Here is an 18,697-nt window from a genome sequence, read left to right as displayed (position 1 = left end):
CGGACTCCTACAGGTCGAACTTGGTGATACGGGTGACCAGCGCGAAACCGGTGACGAACAGCGCCGCCACCACCAGCAGCACCCCGATGCCCGCCGGGGAGGTGGTCATGGTGCGCAGGATGCCCGGCTCGATGGCGTTGATCAGGAACAGCGCCCCCACCGACATGAACCCCAGCGCCCACACGGTGCTGGTGGTCTCGCTGAGGATGGTCTGCACCTCGCGCCGGGTCTCCTTGCGGTTCTCCAGGGTGGTGGAGATGTTCCGCAGCGCCGTCACCAGGGAACCGCCGGAGCGGGAGGCCACCAGCAGCGTCGACAGCAGCACCCCCAGCTCCCGGGACGGCATGCGTTCGCGCAGCTCGGCGACGGCCTCCTCGAAGGACGCCCCGAGCTTCATGGACTCGGTCATCCGCCGCAGCTCCTCGCCGGCCGGGCCGTCCAGCTCGTCGGCGGCGATCGCCACCGCCGTCGGCAGCGCCAGCCCCGCGGAGGTGGCGTTGCTCAGCACCCGCGCCAGGTCGGGGAGCTGGCCGGTGAACTCCTCGCGGCGCTTGGCCTCGGCCCGGTTCAGGTAGGAGAAGAACAGGAACGCCACCCCCGCGGCGGCCAGCAGGCCGAAGAACGGCGCCAACACCTGCCACACCACGAGCACCGCCAGCAGGGAGCCGCCGACCAGGGCGACCACGAACGTGGACACCCGCATGTCGGTCCCGGAGCGGGCGATCCGGCGGGCCAGCCGGGAACCCCACTGGGTCCGGTGCAGGGCGCGTTCCAGCCGGGCCATGGGGGTGGACGCCGCGTACTCGGCCTGGTCCAGGGCGCTGCGGGCGGCGATGAGCCGCCGCTGTTCGGCGCTGGCGATGAACTGCCACAGCGCCGCCAGCACGAGGCCCAGCACCAGCGCCAGACCGGCGAGGATCGCCGCCATCTGCCAGTTCACCGCGGCTCCTTTCGCGGGGCGGGGGCCACCCGGGGCGCGGGTGCCCTCACCACTCGTTCCGTTCCTCGGCGGGCACCACGCCGAACACGGCGGGCACGGTCTCGCCCATGTGGTAGATCCGCTCGGCGATGTGCCGGGGCAGCGGGGAGTGCCGGAACCGCCCCTCCACCGACCGGTTGGCCCCCAGCGGCATCGCCTCGAACCGCAGGACCGTCTCCAGCCGGAACTCCTCGCGGCGCTTGGACGACACCACGCTGATCTCGTTGACCCGCCGCGACCCGTCCGGCCAGCGGCCCAGGTGCACGATGGCGTCCACGGCGTTGTTGATCTGGTCGCGGATCGCCTCGTAGGGGATGCGGCCGTCGCCGATCGTCGCCAGCGTCTGGATACGGTGGATGGCGTCGTCGGCCGAGTTGGCGTGCACGGTCACCAGGGACCCGTCGTGGCCGGTGTTCATCGCCTGGAGCATGTCGATGGTCTCCTCGCCGCGGACCTCGCCGACGATGATCCGGTCCGGTCGCATCCGCAGCGCGTTGCGCACCAGGTCGCGGATGGCGACGGCGCCCCGGCCCTCGATGTTGGGCGGCCGCGACTCCAGCCGCACCACGTGCTCCTGCATGAGCTGGAGCTCGGCGGAGTCCTCGATGGTGACGATGCGCTCGGTGGGCGGCACGAACGCCGACAGGGCGTTGAGGAACGTGGTCTTGCCGGTGCCGGTACCGCCGGACACCACCAGGTTGAACCGGGAGCGCACCATCGCCGACAGCAGCACGCCGGTGGCCTGGTCCAGGCTGCCCATCCGCACGAGCTCGTCGATCGGGTACGGCTTGGGGAACCGCCGGATGGTGAGCACCGGCCCCGACAGCGACAGCGGCGGGATGATGACGTTGACCCGCTCGCCGGTGGGCAGGCGGGCGTCCACCATGGGCGACGACTCGTCCACCCGCCGGTTGACCAGGGAGACGATGCGGTCGATGGTCTGGTAGAGCTGCTCCTCGCCGTTGAACGCGGCGTCGACGCGCTGCATCCGCCCGCCGCGTTCGATGAACACGTTGTCCGGCCCGTTGACCATGATCTCGGTGATGCTCTCGTCGGCGAGCAGGGGTTCGAGGACACCCAGCCCCAACGCCTCGTCGACCACCCTGCGGATGAGGACCGAGCGCTCCCGGTCCGACAGCACCGGTCCCTCGCGGGTGAGGATGTGCCCGACGACCTTCTCCAGCCGCACCCGGCGCTGGGCCAGGGTGAGCCGGGTCAGGTCCTCCAGGTTGATCTCCTCCAGCAGGCGCCGCCGCCAGTGCGTGACGCTGCCGCGGTCGGTGCGCGCCTCCGCGGCGCGGTCCTCCTCCAGCCGGTCCTTCAGGCCCATCGCCGACTCCTTCCCCCGGTTCCCCCGGATCCCCCCGCCGCCGCGGCGCGCTTCCGCGCCCCCGCGGTCCGGTACGCCCCCGCGCGCGGGTCCTGCGTCTCACACATTCGGCATGTCCACCCGTCGTGTCACGGTGATCCCGAACCCGGCGGACGAGAACACCACCGGCAGCGGGTGGGACACCTCCACGTAGAAGCCCTCGTGGTCGTTGGCGCCCCCGGTGACGGTCGCGTCGTCGAGCCAGGACGGCAGGGACTCGCGCGCCGTGGCCTCGGCGCTCTCCAGGCCCTGGAGCCCGGCGACCCGGGCCCCGGCCCGGGCGGCCGACTCCAGCCGCTCGGCGGCCACGAACGCCAGGAACGCCTCGATGGCGATGACCGCGGTGAGCAGCAGCACCGGGAACGCCATGGCGAACTCCAGCATCGGCCCGCCCCGGTCGTCGCGGCGCTCCCGGCCGCGGTGCCGGGCACCCCGGCGGAGCCGGTCGCGGAGGCCGGGGCGGTCGGGGCGGCGGGCGCGGCGGGTGCTCAACTCGACCCCGCCCCCCGCGGGTCGGCCGGGTCGCCCACGCTCCCGCGCGGGGCGACCTCGGTGACGATCCGCGACTCGGCGCTGATGTCCCAGGGGCCGGACGCCCCCGGCAGGAAGATCGGCATGGCCAGGGTGACGCGCGCGTGGCGGACACCGTCGCGTTCGACGATCTCCACGGTCATCACGTCCTCTCCGTCCCAGGGGGCGCGGACCCGCTTGCGGGCCTCCTCGTCGATGCGGGCCATGTCGTCGGGGGTGACCGCCGCCTGCCGGGCCGCCTCGGCGGCCCCGTGCGAGGCGTACATGGAGGTGATGCCGAGCAGCAGCACCTGCCACACCAGGGCCAGCGCCAGCATGAGGAAGGGCACCACCGCGGCGAACTCCACGATCACCCCGCCCCGGTCCGGCGACCGGCCCCCGCGGTCAGCCACCGAGAACACCGTGCCCGCCCGGGTCGCGCGACGGGCCGCCCGGGACGCCGGACCGGCGCGGGTCGGCCGAGGCGTGCACGAACCCCGACACGTCCCGGGTGGACTGGCCGCCCTCCATCACCGTGCGCGCGGAGACCAGGCCGCCCGGCGGGGTGGGCGCCCCGCCCTTGCCGTTGCCCGGCTGGGCGGGCGGGCTCAGCAGGTCGAGTTCGGCGGCCAGCCGGGAGAACGCCTTGCGCAGACCCTCGTCCGTGACCCGGGTGGGGTCGCCGTTGTTCTCGCCCGGCTCCAGGCCCCGGTAGGAGGCCGGGACGGGCGTGCGCAGCACCCGGGTGCCCAGCAGGTGGCGCAGGAAGTCCGGCTGGATCTCGTTCTTGCGGCTGTGCCGGTTGACCAGCGCGTACACGTCCTGCTGGGAGCGGACCTGGAGGCGTTCCCACATGCCCATCAGCCGCTGGGCGCCGCGCAGGGAGGGCACGTCGGGGGTGACGGCGACGACGGCGCGGTCGGCGAGCTCCACGGCCATGGCGGTGGCCTCGTTCATGATCGTGCCGCAGTCCACCACCACCAGCTCGTAGCGGGAGCGCAGCGCGGTCAGCACCCGGCGGGCGACCCGGGCGGTGACGTCCTCGCCGCGTTCGCCGTGCTCGGGGGCGAGCAGGACGTGCGGGCCGCGCGGGTCCACGTACAGGGTCTCCGCCAGCATGCCCGGGGTGATCTCGTCGCCGGCCCCCACCAGGTCGCCGATGGAGCGGCGGTGGCGCAGGTTGAGGAACGCGGGCAGGTCGCCGGTCTGCAGGTCCAGGTCGACCAGGCACACGACCCGGCCGGCGGCGGCCGCCGTGAAGGCCAGGTGCACGGCGCAGGTGGTGGTGCCCACCCCTCCCTTGGCGCCGCTGACCGCCAGCACCCGCCCGCGCACACCCGAGGCGGGCAGGTCGAGGGAGGCGGACTCCAGGTGGCGGCGCAGGGTGCGCGACCAGTCGGCGGCCCGGGCGATCCGGTTCTCCAGCTCGGCGATGCCGGAGTCGGCGGCCAGCACGCCGCGGGCGCCCGCCTCCATGGCCCCGGTGAAGGTGTCGGCGTCCATGGCGGAGGACACCAGCAGGATCGCCAGCTGCGGGTGCCGGTGGGACAGGTCGCGGATGGCGTCGAACACCGGGGCCGGGCCCAGGTCCTGGTGGATGAGCACGACGTCGAGGTCGGGGAACTCGCCGGCGGCGTCGATCAGCGCCGCGCTGGTGGAGCGGACGGCGACCAGGTCGGCGGAGGTGAGCTCGTCGAAGCGCGCGGCCAGCACCATCTCCGTCTCGGAGGTGGGCATGCCCGCCAGGACGCGGAAGTTCATCGGTCGCCTCCGGGGGTGCGGCGGGTGTCCCCGCCGGTCTCGTTGCCCTCGTCGGGGGAACCCTGGCCGACGAGGTCGTCCATGTCCTGGCTGCAGAACTCGGACTCGCCGGGGGAGCCGCCCCCGGCCGCGCTGACCAGGGCCAGCCGCATCTTGGTGGAGAAGTCCTCGGCGTAGGCTAGGCGCAGGGCGGCCTGCGGGTCCAGCCGGAACGTGACCGGCACGACCCCGGCGACGCCGCCGGCCTCGGTCTCCTGGGTGCGCAGCTCGCCGATGTCGAGGACCTCGACCTCGGTGAGGATCCGGACGGCGCAGGCCTCGCCGTGGTCGCGGGGCTGGAAGGTGGCGTAGATGTCGACGAACGAGCCGCGCTGCACCTTGCCCGCCACCCCGGTCTCGGCGTCGACCATGATCGCGATCTCGCGCTCGCCGGTGGTGAGGGTGGGCTGCGGCTGCACCATGCCCCGTTGCAGGTAGACGCCCGCCTCCAGGTGGGAGGCGGCGACGAGCTCCTGGTCGGCGGGCGTCTCGATCTCGGAGAGGTCGGAGAGGAACACCTCGGGGTCGAAGTACATGGCCGGCACCTGCACGGTCTCCACGGAGTCCGGGCCCAGGGGCTGGTAGGCGTCCACGTCCTCGGTCAGGCGCAGCACCGTCTCGAAGTCGCCGAGCTGCGACTCCCTGGAGTCGAGGTAGGCGAACACGGAGAAGAACACGGCGACGGCTCCGAGGGCGGCCACGACCATGAGGAGGACGCCGCGTCGCTGACGGGGGTTCATGGGAGGTCTGTTTCCGTTTCCAGGCTCGTTGCGGGCGACCCGTCCGGGGCCGGGGTCCTAGCGGGAGTAGGTCCGGGGGATTTCGGGGCGCGGCGCGCGTCCCGCGAGCGGAGGGTTCTCGGGTCGGTCGGGGGCGGGTGGTCGGGGGTCGGGGCCGCCGGCGGTCCGCGGGTCCGCAGCGGGGGCTCCGCCGCGGTCCCCGGGGTCGGGGTCGGCGGGTGGTCGGGGCGCGGTGGGGCGCGGGGCGCCGTGGGGGAGGCCGTCGACGGTGGAGTGCCAGGCGTCCTCGTCCACGGTGACCGGCGGCAGGGCCTCGGCCTCCAGGGACAGGTGCTGGTCGCCGTACGGGGGCCGGTCGTGCTCGTCGCGCCGCCCGGTCGCGGCGATGCCCTCGCGGGCGCCCCGCGGGGATCCGGCGGCCCGGGCCGCCCACGCCGCCGCGGTGTCGCCGGGCACGGGCTCGCCCCGCACCCACACCCCGTCGTCGGCGGGCCGGTGCTCCCGGACGGGCCGGCGGCCGTCCGCCGGCGGGGTCTGCGACCCCGGGGCGCGGACGGGGTCGGGGCCCGTGGCGGCGGTGCGGTGGCCGTCGCCGGTCCGCGCGGCCCACGCGGCGGCGGTGTCGGCGGGCGGACGTCCGGAGGGGGCCGCCGGGGCCGGGGTGCCCGGTGCCGCCGGCGGGCCCTGCGCGGCCGGTGCGCCCGTGGGCCGGTCGCCGAAGGCGGGGGCCGGCGGGCGCGGGCGCGCGGCGGCCGGGGGGAGGCCGCCGTCCGGAAGGGGCGCGGCCGCGCCGCGGGTGTCCGGTGCCGGGTCGGCGGTGCGGTGGCCGCCGGTGCCGGGAGCGGCCCAGGGGGAGACCGCGTCCGGGGACGGGGCCTGCCGACCGCCGTTCGGGCGGGGTTCGGGGCGGGTCCAGGTGCCGGTGTCGGTCACCGGGGGGTGCGCGTCGGCCGGCCCGGACATCCGGGTCCGCAGGGGGCTGCGGGCCGAGCCGGAGGCGCAGAACGGGCAGGGGGCCGCCGTCATGGGCTCGCCGCACCAGGAGCAGGCCGAGGCCCGCACCGCCCCGGCCGCGTAGGCGAGCGCCTGCGGGTGCGCGCTCAGGGCCACGAACTCCACGTACTTGGAGGTGCCCCAGTACACGGGCCCCAGCGGCTGCGCGGGCAGGGAGCGGGTCGCGACCGGCTGGATCGCCTGCGGGAGGTTGTCGTCGAACACCGCCGTGATGGCCGGGTCGGGCGTCGAGCACAGCAGCTGCACCGGCTGCACCGGCCGGAACGGCAGCCGCCGGGCCACCTCCGCGGGCCGCAGCCGCTCCACCCGCAGGATGGGCGCGCAGTACGCCAGGAACGACACGGTCGGCGCGTACGAGCCCATGTGCTGGCGGACCGAGGTGGGGATGGTCTCCAGCCCCGACACGGTCTTGAGCCAGGCGCCCGCGAGCAGGTGGCGGGGCAGTTCGGCGGACAGCGCGGCCACCATGCCCGGCGGCAGGTACGGCGCCAGGTAGGCCAGCTGGTCGGCGACCAGGGACAGGGCCAGGGGCGCCAGGTCCAGCGGGACGCCGGCGATGTGGTCGGTGCGCAGGGCCCCGCGGGCGAAGTTCACGGCGCGCCGGGCGTCGTCCTCCCGCCAGGACGGGTACAGCGCGACGACCTTGCGGTCCTCGGCGATCTGCTGCCGGGCGAAGGCGACGAACGCGGCGCTGCGTTCGCCGATGCCGTCGCCGTGCATCGTGAAGCGCTGCGCCCGGACCTCGCCCACGTGGCCCGTGCTGGGGATGTCCGCCAACAGGGCGACGGCCGTCGCCGACCGAGGTAGGGCTGTGGACACTGGGCAAGCTCCATCGGTTCTGCGCCTGGGGTGGGATGTGCCGGATGGCGTTCCGTGTGGAATGCCCCACTCGGTCGCATCGTAACGAATGTGTGCCAGGGCGCGGGAGCCCTCGCGTTTTTCCGCGATCGACGGGGGAAGGGCGCTGATCTCGGTCTCGGGGGAGGGCGGGGTCGGACCCCGGGGCACGTGGGGGCGGGCCGCGGGGCGGCCGTCGTTCTCCGGCGGCCCTGGTACGCGGGGGATCCGGGGGTCCCGGCGACCGCGTGCGGCCACGAGGGGCGCCGGGTCACCGTGCTGGTCGTCGACTCTTGGGCTTTTTGTCTGCTGTGTCCCCTTTTTGGGCTGGTGTCCGTTGTTCTGGTACTGCGTTCGCGTGTGTGCGGCGTTCTGGCGACCCCCCTAGAATGCCCTCCTTTTTCTTTCGTCACCAGGGACCAGGGCCCGGTTGTGGACAACCGCACTCCCGTTTTTCCCGCACCCTGGGGCGGACGTGGAGGGTGGTGGCGCAGGGGTGGGTGTTGCCCCAGGTGCACGGTCGGGTGTCGTATTCGTCTCTTCGCGGTTGACGGCCGTCCCACCGGGAACGATCAGAGCGGGTTTCGCGTCATATCGTGAGAAGCCACGCGCCCCCCAGAGGAGACGAACGATGCGCAAGGAAAACCGCGCCGCCGCGGGCGCCGCCGCCTGGCAGGTCATCCAGAACACGGACGGCAACATCTCCGTGTGGCAGCGGGCCGGAGCCGTTCCGCGCATGATGTGGGCCAAGGTCCGGGGCCGCTACCCCGAGATGAGCGCGGCCAAGATGCTCGGCATGATCGCCCTGACGCTCTACATCGTCTCGCCGATCGACTTCGTTCCCGAGCTGTTCGTGCCGCTGCTCGGCCTCACCGACGACGTCGGCGCCGCCGTGTGGCTGACCACCATGCTGCTGGGCGAGAGCGAGCGCTTCCTCCGCAAGGAGCGGGACGAGCGGGCGCAGCAGGCCTTCTCCCAGGCCAACGCGGGCTGGCAGGGGGCCCGGGGGCAGGCGGGCCCGGGGGCGGGTGCCCAGGGTTCGGGCGTGCCCCCGCAGGGCGCCGAGGCCGGCCGCACGGCCCCGCGGCGGGAGCCCGGCAAGGCCCCGCGCTAGACACCCGAGACGACACCGAAGGCGGGCCGCGGCCCGCCTTCGGCGCGTCCGGCCCCGGTCAGCCCGGGGGGATGATGGTGTCGATCATCCGGTCCACCAGCGCCCCGGGGTCCTCGTCGCCGAGCACGTCGGGCAGGGTCAGGGACTCCAGGAACAGGCCGGTCATCGCCAGGTAGAGCGTGATCACGGTGGAACGGTCCCCGGGGAAGCCGCCCTCCAGGTGGAGGCGCACGTTGTCCTCCAGGGTGTCGCGGATGGTGCGGGTGAGCTCCGCGCGGATGCCCGGGTGGCGGTTGGCCTCCAGGCGCAGTTCCAGCAGGGCCAGGTAGCCGTTGCGGTCGCCCCGGATCCGGCGCAGCAGGTCGTGCATGCCGACGCGGGTCTGTTCGCGGCTGGGCGCGGTGTCGGCGAACGACGCCATGAACTCCTCGGTGGGGGTCAGCCGCACGTGGACGTGGGCGCCCGCCTGCAGCAGCAGCTGGGCGCGGTCGCTGAAGTAGTTGGACGCGGTGCCGGTGGGGACGCCCGCGCGGGCGTCCACGGCGCGGAAGGTCAGCCCGCGCGCGCCCTCCTCGGCGAGCACGTCGATGGCGGCGTCCAGCAGGGCGCGGCGGCGCTCGGGGTTCCTGCGGACCATCGTCCGCCTCCTCTCTCTGCGTTCCCCTGGGGTGGGGAAGCGTGTTGCACGGACAACTTCATGTGTAGTACTTTAAATGCAGTGGTCAACAGCCTACCCCAGGGAGACACCATGCATGTGAACCTCATCGGCACCGCCTACCTGTGCGACGAGCCCCGCGCGGCCGCCGACTGGTTCGTCGAGCACTTCGGCTTCGAGCTCGGCATCGACATCGGCTGGTACATCAACACCCAGCACCCGCAGCACAAGAACTTCTCGCTGGACTTCGTCGCCCGCGACCACGACTCCTCTCCGGAGGGGCTGCGCGGCCGGGCCGTCTCCGGAGCCCTCGTGGCCTTCCTCGTCCCCGACGTGGAGGCGGAGGAGAAGCGCCTGCGCGAGGCCGGGCTGGAGGTCACGCTGCCGCTGAGCCGCGAGCCCTGGGGGCAGTACCGCTTCCAGGTCGCCGGGCCGCAGGGGCTGTTCGTGGAGATCCTCCAGATGGTCGAGCCCGACCCGCAGTGGCTGAAGGACAACGGGTTCCTCCCGGAGTGATCCGGGGTGCTCCGCCGTGAACCCCGTCCGCACCCCGGTCCAGGCCGGGGTGCTCGTGCCCTCGAACGTGTTGCACCGCGGAGTCCTCCCCGGCGGAGGAGGTCGCCGGGGAGGTCTCCTTCTACTCCCCGGTCGCCGTCGACGCGCGGACCTGCCTCGGCCAGGAGGAGATCACCCTGGTGAGCACCTGGGACACGCTCTACGCCCCGCCCGGGCTCGACGGGGAACTCGCACGCCTGCCGGTGGAGACCATGTACGCGGGGCCGGCCGAGGCCGCCCACGGGGAGTGGGTCCGGGTGGAGAACGCGCTGGTCGGGATCGACCCCGACACGCTGCACCCCGGGGTGCGGGGCTACTACGAGGAGCAGGGCCTGCTCTGACACGCGCCGGGGCGGCGGCGCGGGACGCGCCGCCGCCCCGACGGTCCCGCGTCCTACGGCCGGAGGTGCTCCGCCAGCGGGCCCAGCACCGCGATCCACTCGCGGACCAGGGTCTCCGCGACCACGCCCTCCAGGACGAAGGGGTCCTTCTCCAGCAGGGCGCGCACCTCCTCGGCGGAGCCGGCGCGGAACAGCAGCAGCGCGCCCGGGTCGTCCTGGGCGCCGAACGGGCCCGAGACCAGGTTGACGCCCTGCTCGGAGAGCCCGTTCAGGTACTCGCGGTGCGCGGGGCGGTGCTCGTCGCGGGCGGCGGTGCTGTTCTCGGCGTAGATGTAGGTGACGGCGTAGACGGCCATGGGGCGTCCCTCCTGGTGGCTGGGTTGTACCGCCCCATGATCCCGGACCGGCCGCGCCCGCGCGCGGCCGGGGCGCCGGGTCACCCCGTTGCGCGCCGCGGACCGCCCGGGGACCGGGGACGGCCTGAGTCAGCGGGCGCGGTGGGCGGCGTACTCCCAGGTGCGCACGACCATGTCGGCGCCCGCGCGGACGAGCGCGGCGGCCAGGACCAGGGTGAGGGCGACGGCCAGCACGTACACGGCGGCGGCGATGGCCCGGCGCGCCGCCCGGTGGCCGCGCGGGACCGGCGGCGGGGTCACCGGGCGCCGCCCGCCGCGGCGGGCGCGGGGCCGCAGGCCAGCTCGGCGAACGCCCGGCCCTCGGGGAGCAGCAGCCAGGCCGCCAGCCCGTGCAGGCTGGGGTCGGCCCGCCCGTCGGGGCCGGCCACCGCCGAGGTCAGGAACACCCGCACCGACCCGAAGTCCGCCTCCGCCCGGGCCAGCAGGTTGCCCAGCCCCAGGCGGTGCTCGGCCCACTCGCGCACCGGGACCGCGCCCGGGTCCACGGAGGTGCCGCGCACCAGGTCGCCGCGGGTGACCACCACCGCGAGCCGGCCGCTCGGGCCGCGTTCGGGAGACCGCCGGCCGCGCTCGACCTCGTCGCGCACCGTGCCGTAGGCCAGCTCCGGGTCGCGGGTGTGCGAGCGCTCCCCGGCCAGCCGGTCGCGTTCGGCGGCGGTCAGGCAGCGCCACACCGCCGGGATCCCCAGCGGGTCCACCACCAGCACGAAGGTGGACGCCTCACCCAGATAGGCGAGCTCCTCGGTGGTGGCGGAGCGGTTGAACCGTTCCCCGGCGGCGTCGAACACCTGCAGGACCAGGGCCCGGCGCCCCGCCCCCAGCCGCGCCGTCGCCGCGCGCACCTTGCGGCCCGGCGGGGTGGGTCGGGTGCGGTGGTCGGGGGCCGACACGCGCGCGCCCTCGCGGGAGAGCCGCGCCGCCTCCTCGCCGAGCGGTTCGAGGTAGGAGTCCGGCCCGTGCCGGGCCGCCTGCTCCAGGGCCAGGTGCAGCCCCGCCGCCAGCCGGGTCTTGCCCGCCCCCGTGCCGCCGAACAGCGGCAGCAGGAACTCGCGCGCCTCCCCGGGCCGGTGCTCCAGCGGCCGGTCGCAGTGCGGGCACAGCGTCTCCAGGTCGGCCGCGCCCAGCAGGATGAGGGTGGGCAGGGTGCGGTCGCAGCGGCAGCGCCTGCGCAGCAGGCCGCGCGCGCCCGGGCGGACCCGGTCGTGCCGCCGCCCGCAGCGGCCGCACAGGTAGGCCGGGTAGGGCAGCCGCCGGTAGCACTCCGGGCACACCATCCGGATCCGGCGCACCGTCCGCAGCCCCGTGTCCACCAGCCGCAGCGCCCCGGCCAGGGACCAGGCGGCCGCCAGGTAGGCGCCCACCACCAGGGCGTGGGCGGTGACGTGGGGGAGCAGCAGCACGCCCCACAGCGCGGACGCCCGCCAGGTCCGCCGCACCGCCGCGCACAGGTCCCACCAGGCCGGGCCGCCGTGGTACCCGCGGTGGGCCGGCTCCTCGCGGCCGTCGGGCACGGGCTCGGCGGGGTGGTCGCCGCCGAGCATGACCCGGTGCACCTCCCGCAGGTACAGCCACGTCAGGACGACCAGGCCCGCCACCGCGGCCAGCACCCCCGCGCCGACCAGCAGGCTCACCACCGCCGCCAGGATCCACCAGCGCAGCAGCACCACGACCGCGCCCACCGAGACCAGCAGGAGAACGCCCAGGAGGGCGGCCTCGGGCCGGGCCGCACCGCCGTCGTGTCCGCGGACGCCGCTCACACCCGGTCACCTCCCCGGACCCCGAACAGGCCGCGCCGGGACCGGTGCCCGCGCACCCACAGGTCGAACCCGGCGGCCTCCTCGCGCGGCAGCCGCCGCCGCACCCGTCCGGTGTTCCGCCGCCCCCAGCCCGCCAGGGCCGGGAGCAGCACCTCCTGTTCCACGACCGCCGCCCGCCCGGGGCCCAGCCCCGACCGCAGCGCCGCCAGGTACACGCGGGCGGCGGCGCCGGTGTCCGGCGGGTCGTCGCACAGGCGGTGGGCGGCCGCCTCCCGGTAGGCGACGAACACCTCCTCCGGGCAGTCCCGCAGCACCCGCGCCGCGGTCGGCGGCCCCCACCGGTCCAGCAGCAGCGCGGCCACGGCCCGCAGCGACACGTCGGCGGGGGTGGGGTGCGACCGGGCCAGCAGGGCCCACGGGCCGGGGGCGTCGGCCGCGCCGGACTCCACCGTCCGCGACCAGGAGTCCAGGGCCGCCTCCAGGGCCGCCCGGTCGCCGAGCACCCGCTCCGCCTCCGCCGGGATCCCCCCGCGCAGCGCGTGGCCCGCCACCTCCTCGGCCAGGGCGTGCCAGGCGGGTTCGGCGCCCACCGGGGGAGCGGCCAGCAGCGGCGCGCACACCCACCCCGCCACGTCCGGGGCCGTCCGCACCCCTGTCCCCAGGACCCGCAGCGTGCGCAGCGCGGCCCGGGGGCCGTGCCCGCGCCCCCACACCTCGTCCAGCAGCGACGCGTCCACGTCGTGCGCCGGCACCCCGGGGGATCCCGCCGCCCGGCCCCCGACACGGATCACGGCCACCTCCTCCAGCAGCCGGGCCGGGTCCTCCCGCCCGTCCAGGCCCAACCGCCGCAGCTCCCGCAGCAGCGCCCCGCCGTCGCGGTCCCCGGTGAACAGCGCGCCCACCGGGCCGCACGCCAGCTCGCCCAGCCGGTCCCGGGGCAGGTCGGCCAGCCGGGCCGCAGCCCCGCGCCGCACCTCCGGGTGGGCGGAGAGCAGGGCCTCGACCGCCGGTCCGGGGGCGTCCCCCGGCGGGGCGGCCGCCAGCAGCGGTCCCACCACCCCGTGCCCGTACCGCTCCAGCGCCAGGGCCGACGGGACCAGACCGCAGGCACGGGACCAGCGCAGCAGCTCCACCGCCCGCTCCGGCGGCGTCCACTCCGGAACGCCGTCCCGGCCGGGCGCGGCGGATCCGGGGAACGGCGCCGAGAGCAGGTCGGCGATCCGCTCCCGCGCCGCCTCCCGAACCGGCTCGGAACGCGTCGGCAGCGCGGCCGGGGCCGCCGCCCCCGCCACGATCCCGTCCAGGCAGCGGTGGACCACCAGCCGGTCCAGCCGGCCGATCAGCGCGGGCGAACCCGTCCGGTGCGCCACCCTCTGCAGGTCGGCCAGCACGCGGGCGTCGGCCGCCCCGTCGTCGACCACCCGGTCGGCCAGCGCCGCGGCGTCCCGGGCGGGCAGCCACTCCACGGCCGCCGGGAGCCAGGCGCGCACCGCGCGCAGCTCCGCCGCCGTCACACCGGTGGAGGGGGCGCCGGACGGGGCGGCGAGCAGTTCGGTGGCGACCAGCACCGGGTGCCAGTCCGCCAGGGAGGCCTCCCGGCCGCCCGCGCGGCGCTCCGCCGCCCGCCACAGCCGCTCGGCCCCCGCGGTCCCCGCCGCCACCGCCCGGGCGGCCGCCTCCCCGCTCGCGGGCGGCGGGGCGGGCAGCGCGTCCAGAGCGCCCACCACCGGGTCCACCACCGTGAACCGGCCCCGCAGCGGTTCCGGGTCGACGCCCGGCGGCACCCCCACCACGTGGGCGAACGTCTCCTGGGGGCTGGCGCAGTAGGTCGAGAACGCCATGGCCCGGGCCCGGTCCGGCGGCAGCAGGTGCGCCAGCGCCGCCACCCAGTGCGCCACCGTCGCGCTGTCGGCGACCAGTACCACCGGCCGCCCCCCGGCGATCGCGGCGTCCACCGCCGCCAGCAGCCGCACCACCAGCTCCGGCGGGCGGCGGCGCACCCAGGAGTCGGTGCGCGCCCGGCCCAGCGGTCCGCCGGGCACCTCCAGCACCGGCAGGTCGCGGTCGGACACCGGGGCCGACACCCAGAAGTCGGCGTCCCACAGCTCGGCCGCCAGCGGTCCGCCGGCCCCCACCAGGCTGTGCGCGAAGTAGTTGCCCGGCCGCCCCGACGGGTCCGGGCCGCACGACACGATCCGGCTCACCACCGGGTACCCGCCCAGGTCGGGGGAGTAGCACAGGTTCACCGGGTGCTCCTCCACCCGGCCGCCGGGCGGCTCGTACACGGTGAACCGCTCCACCTCCTGCAGCACCCGCTGGTCCACCCCCGGCGTGGCCGCGTTGAACTGGTAGCCCGCGTACCCCGACAGCCCGTGCTCGCACGAGGTGTAGTAGAGCTGCGCGAAACCCATCAGGACCGCCCTTCGCGGGACGGGACCACCCCGAAGCCGCCGAGCATCCACAGGAACGGGTCGGCGACCCGGTAGGGGCGCACCCCGCCCCGCAGGCGCTGCTCGGCGTCGGGGGCGTGCCCGAGCGCCGACACCCCGAAGTACCGGGCGTCGGCGTAGTGGTTGGTGATGTGCGCGTCGATGCGGCCGCCGTCCCATCGGTGCAGCAGCCGCCGGATCTGGACGTGCACGTCGCGGCTGTCGGACTCGTCGAAGTAGGGGGCGTCGGGCTGGGGGCGGCGCAGTGGCGAGCCCGGGTCGAGCGCGTCGTGGAACACGTCGAGCTTGGTCAGGCACACCGCCATCGGAACGGGGATGAGCCGCGAGGGCGAGCCCGCCCGGTGCAGCAGCAGGTCGGTGACCCGGCTCAGCATGTCCAGCGGCGGGTGCTCGGAGCGTTCGGACGGCGGCAGGGGGGTGCCGGGGGCGGCCTCGGCGCGGGCGCCCCGCATCCGCAGCGGGTCCAGCAGCAGGATGACCCCGTCGGCGTTGTCGAGGTAGCGCAGGTTGGTCTCCACGCTCTCCTGCGTGGTGAGGTCCTCGCCCGCGGTGTCGAAGAACGACAGCAGCGTGTGCCGGGGGCGGCGCGACCACGGGCCGCGCGGGCGGGTGGTGAACCGGAACACCAGGGGCTCGCGGGCCGCCCCGGTGCGGCGGGTGGCGGCCAGCAGGCGGGCGTCGTCGTACAGCGGGGACTCGTAGTCGGTGTGGAAGCGGTGCCGGGTGTGGTCGTCGGACCCGCCGACCGAGGCCTGGAACCGGGCGCCGACCCGGTGCATCAGCTCGTGGATGAGCACGGTCATGAACACGGTCTTGCCGGACTCGCGGGCGCCGACCAGAGCGATGAGGCGGCCGGGGATGCGGCCGAAGTTCACCGGCAGCCGGGCGTGGCAGGTGACGCACACCCGGGTCGCGGTGGAGGCGCCGCAGTCGGGGCACACCGCGCGGGGGCGGCGGCCGTCGGCGGCGAACACCGGCGGCAGGCGCTCGCGGCGGCCCAGGTGGGCGCGGACCGCGGCGTCGTCGACGGGGGCGCACCGGGAGCCGTCGGGGCCGGGGCGGCCGGTGCAGCGGAACAGGATGAGGCGTTCGGTGAGCCGGGTGTAGCAGTAGGGGCACACGAGGCGGTCGGCGCGCGCCGGGCGCAGCAGGTCGAGAGCGGTCAAAGGCGGAGCTCCTTCACCGAGGGCTGGCACAGCCGGGTGCCGTGCGGGTCGTCCCCCACGGGGAGGCACACCAGCCAGGCGGGGCCGGAGGGCCGGGGCGGGCGGACCCGCAGGGACAGCCGCCGGCCCGCGGTGAGCCGCTGGGACGGGAACACGGCCAGCACCCGACCCTGGTCGGCGCGGTCCGGCGGGAACCCGCCCTCGGCGTAGACGACGGCGACGCGCGGGGAGGTGCAGTCGGTCCGGGCGGCCAGGGTGACCCGCCGGTCGCGGCGCAGCAGCCCGGCGGGGACGACGTGGTAGTCGAGCACGGGGCCGCCGGGGACGGTGAGGGCGGCGGGCGGGCCCGGGACGCCGCCGACGACGGCGCGCACGGCCACCCGCACCGGGCCGGGGCCCATGGGGGCCTCGAACCCGCCCCCGGCCTCGTACCGGGGGCGCTCGCACAGGCGCTCGCCGCCCTGCGGGGAGCCGAAGGAGCGCCAGGACACCCGGGCGGCGGCCGCCTCCTCGGGCCAGGTCCAGCCCAGCCGCACCAGGTCGCCGAACCGCCGTGCGTGCAGCCCCGTCACGGAGGGCACGGCCACCACCCGCACGGAACCGCCGACCACGGCCTGGTCGCCGCACGAGGTCACCGCCACCACGTGGTGCGTCCCCGCCCCCAGCGCCACGCCCACCCGCACCCGCTCCGGCCGCGCGGTGCCCGTTCCCTCGGGGGCGCCGGCCGTCCCGGACCCCTCGGCCGCCGTTCGGTCCCCGGTCGTCCCGGATACCTCGATCGCCTCGTGGGCATCGAGCGTCTCGCGGCTTCCAGCCGTCCCGGGGGCACCGGCGGCCCAGGAGGGCTCGGGCATCGCCGGTGGGGGCGTCACCCGTATCTCGTGGGCATCAGGGGTCTCGGGGGACACAGGCGTCACCGTTGCGGTCGCCGGCGGGCGGCCGGTGCGCCGTCCGCTGCGGACCACTCCGGCCCCGGCGGCACCACCGGTGTCGGCGCCGCCGGGACCGGGGGGCGCGGGCGGGTCGGTGAAGGGCACGGGGTCACCGTGCGCGGCGAGGTCGGCCGGGGGGACGCGGGCGCCCGGGGGCCAGGGCGGCGGAGCGGGCGCGGTGCGCAGGGACACGCGCCCGCGGGCCGGCGGGGTCCAGGAGGCGGTGAACCCGCCCTCGTCGTCCGGCACCACCAGCAGGTCCTCCACCGGCGGCGGGGGCGGGCCCGGCACCACCCGGCGCACCAGTCCCTCCGAGCCGCAGGCCGAGCCCCCCGAGGTCAGGTACACCGCCCGCACGCGGTAGTAGTACTCCACGTCCGGCCGCACGTCCGGATCCCGGAACCCCATCCCGTCGGTCGCCACGCGGACCCCGTCGCCGCCCCGCGGCGGGGCGCCCTCGCCGCGCACCACCTCCACCCGGACCGCCTCCGGCGGCACCCGCCACGACCCCGACACGTCCCGTTCGCCCGCGTGCACGGACAGGTCCGCGACCTCCGGGGCGAGCAGCACCGGGTCGGTCGCGACCGGCTCGGAGAGGCCCCGCCCCTCGCGCACCGCCGCCACCGTGTACCGCACCTCCGCGCCCACCGGCAGCCCCGGGTCGATGAGCTCCGTCCCGTTCACCTCCCCGACCGGCACCTCCCGGCCGCCGCGGCCCACCCGGCGCAGCACCCGGTAGCCGATCCGCCCCACCAGGCTCGGGCTGGGCCGCCACACCACCACGGCGCCGCGCCCCTCCACCCGGGCGCGCACCTCGCGCGGCGGCAGCGGCGGCACCTCGCCCAGGCGCGCCACCAGGGCCTCGTCGTCGGCGGCCAGCGCGCAGGCGTCGGCCAGCGCCCGTGCCGCCTCCTCGTCGCGGCCCTCGCGCAGCGCCGCCTCCGCCCGGGCCGACAGTTCGTCCACCCGGGCCGCGCGCTCCCGGACCTGGGCGGCCAGCCCGTGGTCGGCGGGCAGGTCCGCCGCCGCGGCCTGGGCCTGGCGCAGCTGGTCGTCGGCGAGCAGGTCGCGCACCTCGCGTTCGGCGCGGGCGATCCGGTCCGAGCCCGCCGGGCGGCGGCGCACCGCCGCCGCCAGCAGGGCCGCCTCCGACTCCAGCAGCCCCCGGCGGACCCAGGGGCGGGCCAGCGCCGCCTCGCCCACCTCGGCCGGCCGCGCCCGCAGGTCCTCGGCGACCTCCCACAGCACCACGGCGTCGCGCCCGGCGCGGGAGCCGCAGGAGCGCAGCACGCCCAGCACGCTCTCCGCCGCCGCCTTGCCCTCGGTCAGCGGCTCCACCTGCACCCGCGCCACCGCCTCGTCCAGCGCCGCGTCGTCCAGGACGCCGCCGTCCGCCAGCCGGAACCCGTCCACCACCGTGAACCCGCCCGCCAGCCGCCCCGCCCCGAACACCACCTCGGGGGAGAACACCGCGCCCCGCGTGCGCAGGTTGTCGCGCAGGCTGCGGAAGGTCCGCACCGGCGGCTGCACCGGCAGCTCCGGCAGGCGCTCCACCACCCGCACGCCCCGCTCCCGCAGCAGGCGCTCGGCCTCGGCCTCGGGCAGGCCCACCGACCCGGCCATCGCCCGCAGCGACCAGCGGTCCACCAGGGAGGTGGCGAGCCCGTCGACGATGTCGGACCACTCCGCCAGCGCCCGCCGCGCGGTCTCGTCCCGCACCCGGGAGAAGTGCGCGTGGGTGAGCGCGCCCTCCCGGTCCAGCCGCTCGTGCGCCGCCACCAGGTCCACCAGGACCCGGCGCAGGGTGCGGCGCCGCGCCTGGAGCCCCCGCCAGTAGGTGCACACCGCCGCGACGTGCGCGGTGAACGCCCCCGGGTCGGCGGCCAGCCGCCGCTCCAGCTCCGGGCCCACCCCGTAGCGCACGAACAGGTCGGCGGGCGGCCCGCCGGTGCGCGCCGCCGCCAGCACCTCGTCCTCGTACCGCCGCCGTTCCCGTACGTCCCAGGGCACCGCCGTCCGCTCCCTCGCCGCAGTCCGCTCCGCACCGTCCCCGCGCCCGCGT

The 18,697-nt window shown here is 76.5% G+C and carries 17 protein-coding genes; 3 read left to right on the top strand and 14 right to left on the bottom strand.

The window, feature by feature from the left end:
* Positions 1–7: 7 nt before the first annotated feature.
* From ABZ249_RS21015 to ABZ249_RS20985, 7 genes are all read right to left on the bottom strand, one after another.
* Positions 8–940 (bottom strand): type II secretion system F family protein, encoded by a 933-nt coding sequence (locus ABZ249_RS21015; protein WP_220562797.1) that lies wholly within the window; start codon positions 938–940, stop codon positions 8–10.
* 46 nt (positions 941–986) lie between these two features.
* Complete coding sequence (locus ABZ249_RS21010; RefSeq protein ID WP_355265475.1) at positions 987–2,309, bottom strand: CpaF family protein; 1,323 nt, start codon at positions 2,307–2,309, stop codon at positions 987–989.
* Positions 2,310–2,408: 99 nt separating this feature from the next.
* On the bottom strand, positions 2,409–2,732 hold the full coding sequence (locus tag ABZ249_RS21005) for a TadE/TadG family type IV pilus assembly protein (protein ID WP_355265674.1): 324 nt from the start codon (positions 2,730–2,732) through the stop codon (positions 2,409–2,411).
* Positions 2,733–2,836: 104 nt separating this feature from the next.
* Positions 2,837–3,226: a pilus assembly protein gene (locus ABZ249_RS21000; protein ID WP_220565297.1), complete on the bottom strand. Its 390-nt coding sequence runs from the start codon at positions 3,224–3,226 to the stop codon at positions 2,837–2,839.
* A 37-nt stretch (positions 3,227–3,263) separates the two neighbouring features.
* Positions 3,264–4,619: an AAA family ATPase gene (locus tag ABZ249_RS20995; protein WP_355265473.1), complete on the bottom strand. Its 1,356-nt coding sequence runs from the start codon at positions 4,617–4,619 to the stop codon at positions 3,264–3,266.
* Positions 4,616–5,398 (bottom strand): Flp pilus assembly protein CpaB, encoded by a 783-nt coding sequence (gene cpaB, locus ABZ249_RS20990; RefSeq protein ID WP_220562794.1) that lies wholly within the window; start codon positions 5,396–5,398, stop codon positions 4,616–4,618. Before cpaB ends, ABZ249_RS20995 begins: the two co-directional genes overlap by 4 nt.
* Positions 5,399–5,455: 57 nt before the next feature.
* Positions 5,456–7,231: a hypothetical protein gene (locus tag ABZ249_RS20985; RefSeq protein ID WP_355265470.1), complete on the bottom strand. Its 1,776-nt coding sequence runs from the start codon at positions 7,229–7,231 to the stop codon at positions 5,456–5,458.
* Between the two features lie 649 nt (positions 7,232–7,880).
* On the opposite strand from ABZ249_RS20985, the gene ABZ249_RS20980 reads away from it, so the two are divergent.
* Complete coding sequence (locus ABZ249_RS20980) at positions 7,881–8,363, top strand: YkvA family protein (protein ID WP_355265467.1); 483 nt, start codon at positions 7,881–7,883, stop codon at positions 8,361–8,363.
* Between the two features lie 58 nt (positions 8,364–8,421).
* Here ABZ249_RS20980 and ABZ249_RS20975 read toward each other — a convergent pair whose 3' ends face one another.
* Positions 8,422–9,000 (bottom strand): TetR family transcriptional regulator, encoded by a 579-nt coding sequence (locus tag ABZ249_RS20975; protein ID WP_355265464.1) that lies wholly within the window; start codon positions 8,998–9,000, stop codon positions 8,422–8,424.
* Between the two features lie 111 nt (positions 9,001–9,111).
* Here ABZ249_RS20975 and ABZ249_RS20970 point away from each other — a divergent pair, with 111 nt between their 5' ends.
* Together ABZ249_RS20970 and ABZ249_RS20965 are read left to right on the top strand one after the other, a co-directional pair.
* Positions 9,112–9,534, top strand: a complete 423-nt coding sequence (locus tag ABZ249_RS20970) for a VOC family protein (RefSeq protein WP_355265461.1) — start codon at positions 9,112–9,114, stop codon at positions 9,532–9,534.
* A gap of 179 nt (positions 9,535–9,713) precedes the next feature.
* Positions 9,714–9,914 (top strand): hypothetical protein, encoded by a 201-nt coding sequence (locus tag ABZ249_RS20965; protein ID WP_355265458.1) that lies wholly within the window; start codon positions 9,714–9,716, stop codon positions 9,912–9,914.
* 53 nt (positions 9,915–9,967) lie between these two features.
* Here ABZ249_RS20965 and ABZ249_RS20960 read toward each other — a convergent pair whose 3' ends face one another.
* The 6 genes from ABZ249_RS20960 to ABZ249_RS20935 form a co-directional block, all read right to left on the bottom strand.
* Positions 9,968–10,270, bottom strand: coding sequence for a YciI family protein (locus tag ABZ249_RS20960; protein WP_355265455.1), 303 nt, complete (start codon positions 10,268–10,270; stop codon positions 9,968–9,970).
* Between the two features lie 129 nt (positions 10,271–10,399).
* Positions 10,400–10,570, bottom strand: a complete 171-nt coding sequence (locus tag ABZ249_RS20955; protein WP_355265452.1) for a hypothetical protein — start codon at positions 10,568–10,570, stop codon at positions 10,400–10,402.
* Entirely contained in the window at positions 10,567–12,087 is a 1,521-nt protein-coding gene (locus ABZ249_RS20950) for a hypothetical protein (protein WP_355265449.1), read from the bottom strand. The genes ABZ249_RS20955 and ABZ249_RS20950 overlap by 4 nt, the downstream gene beginning before the upstream one ends.
* Positions 12,084–14,498, bottom strand: coding sequence for a GTPase-associated protein 1-related protein (locus ABZ249_RS20945; RefSeq protein ID WP_355265446.1), 2,415 nt, complete (start codon positions 14,496–14,498; stop codon positions 12,084–12,086). The genes ABZ249_RS20950 and ABZ249_RS20945 overlap by 4 nt, the downstream gene beginning before the upstream one ends.
* Complete coding sequence (locus ABZ249_RS20940; RefSeq protein ID WP_355265443.1) at positions 14,498–15,703, bottom strand: hypothetical protein; 1,206 nt, start codon at positions 15,701–15,703, stop codon at positions 14,498–14,500. Before ABZ249_RS20940 ends, ABZ249_RS20945 begins: the two co-directional genes overlap by 1 nt.
* Complete coding sequence (locus ABZ249_RS20935; RefSeq protein ID WP_355265440.1) at positions 15,700–18,645, bottom strand: fibronectin type III domain-containing protein; 2,946 nt, start codon at positions 18,643–18,645, stop codon at positions 15,700–15,702. The genes ABZ249_RS20940 and ABZ249_RS20935 overlap by 4 nt, the downstream gene beginning before the upstream one ends.
* Positions 18,646–18,697 lie beyond the last annotated feature (52 nt).

It is taken from the genome of Nocardiopsis sp. NPDC006139 (assembly GCF_040614155.1).
Taxonomy (GTDB): Bacteria; Actinomycetota; Actinomycetes; order Streptosporangiales; family Streptosporangiaceae; genus Nocardiopsis; species Nocardiopsis changdeensis.
This window is presented reverse-complemented; position numbering and strand designations above follow the sequence as displayed.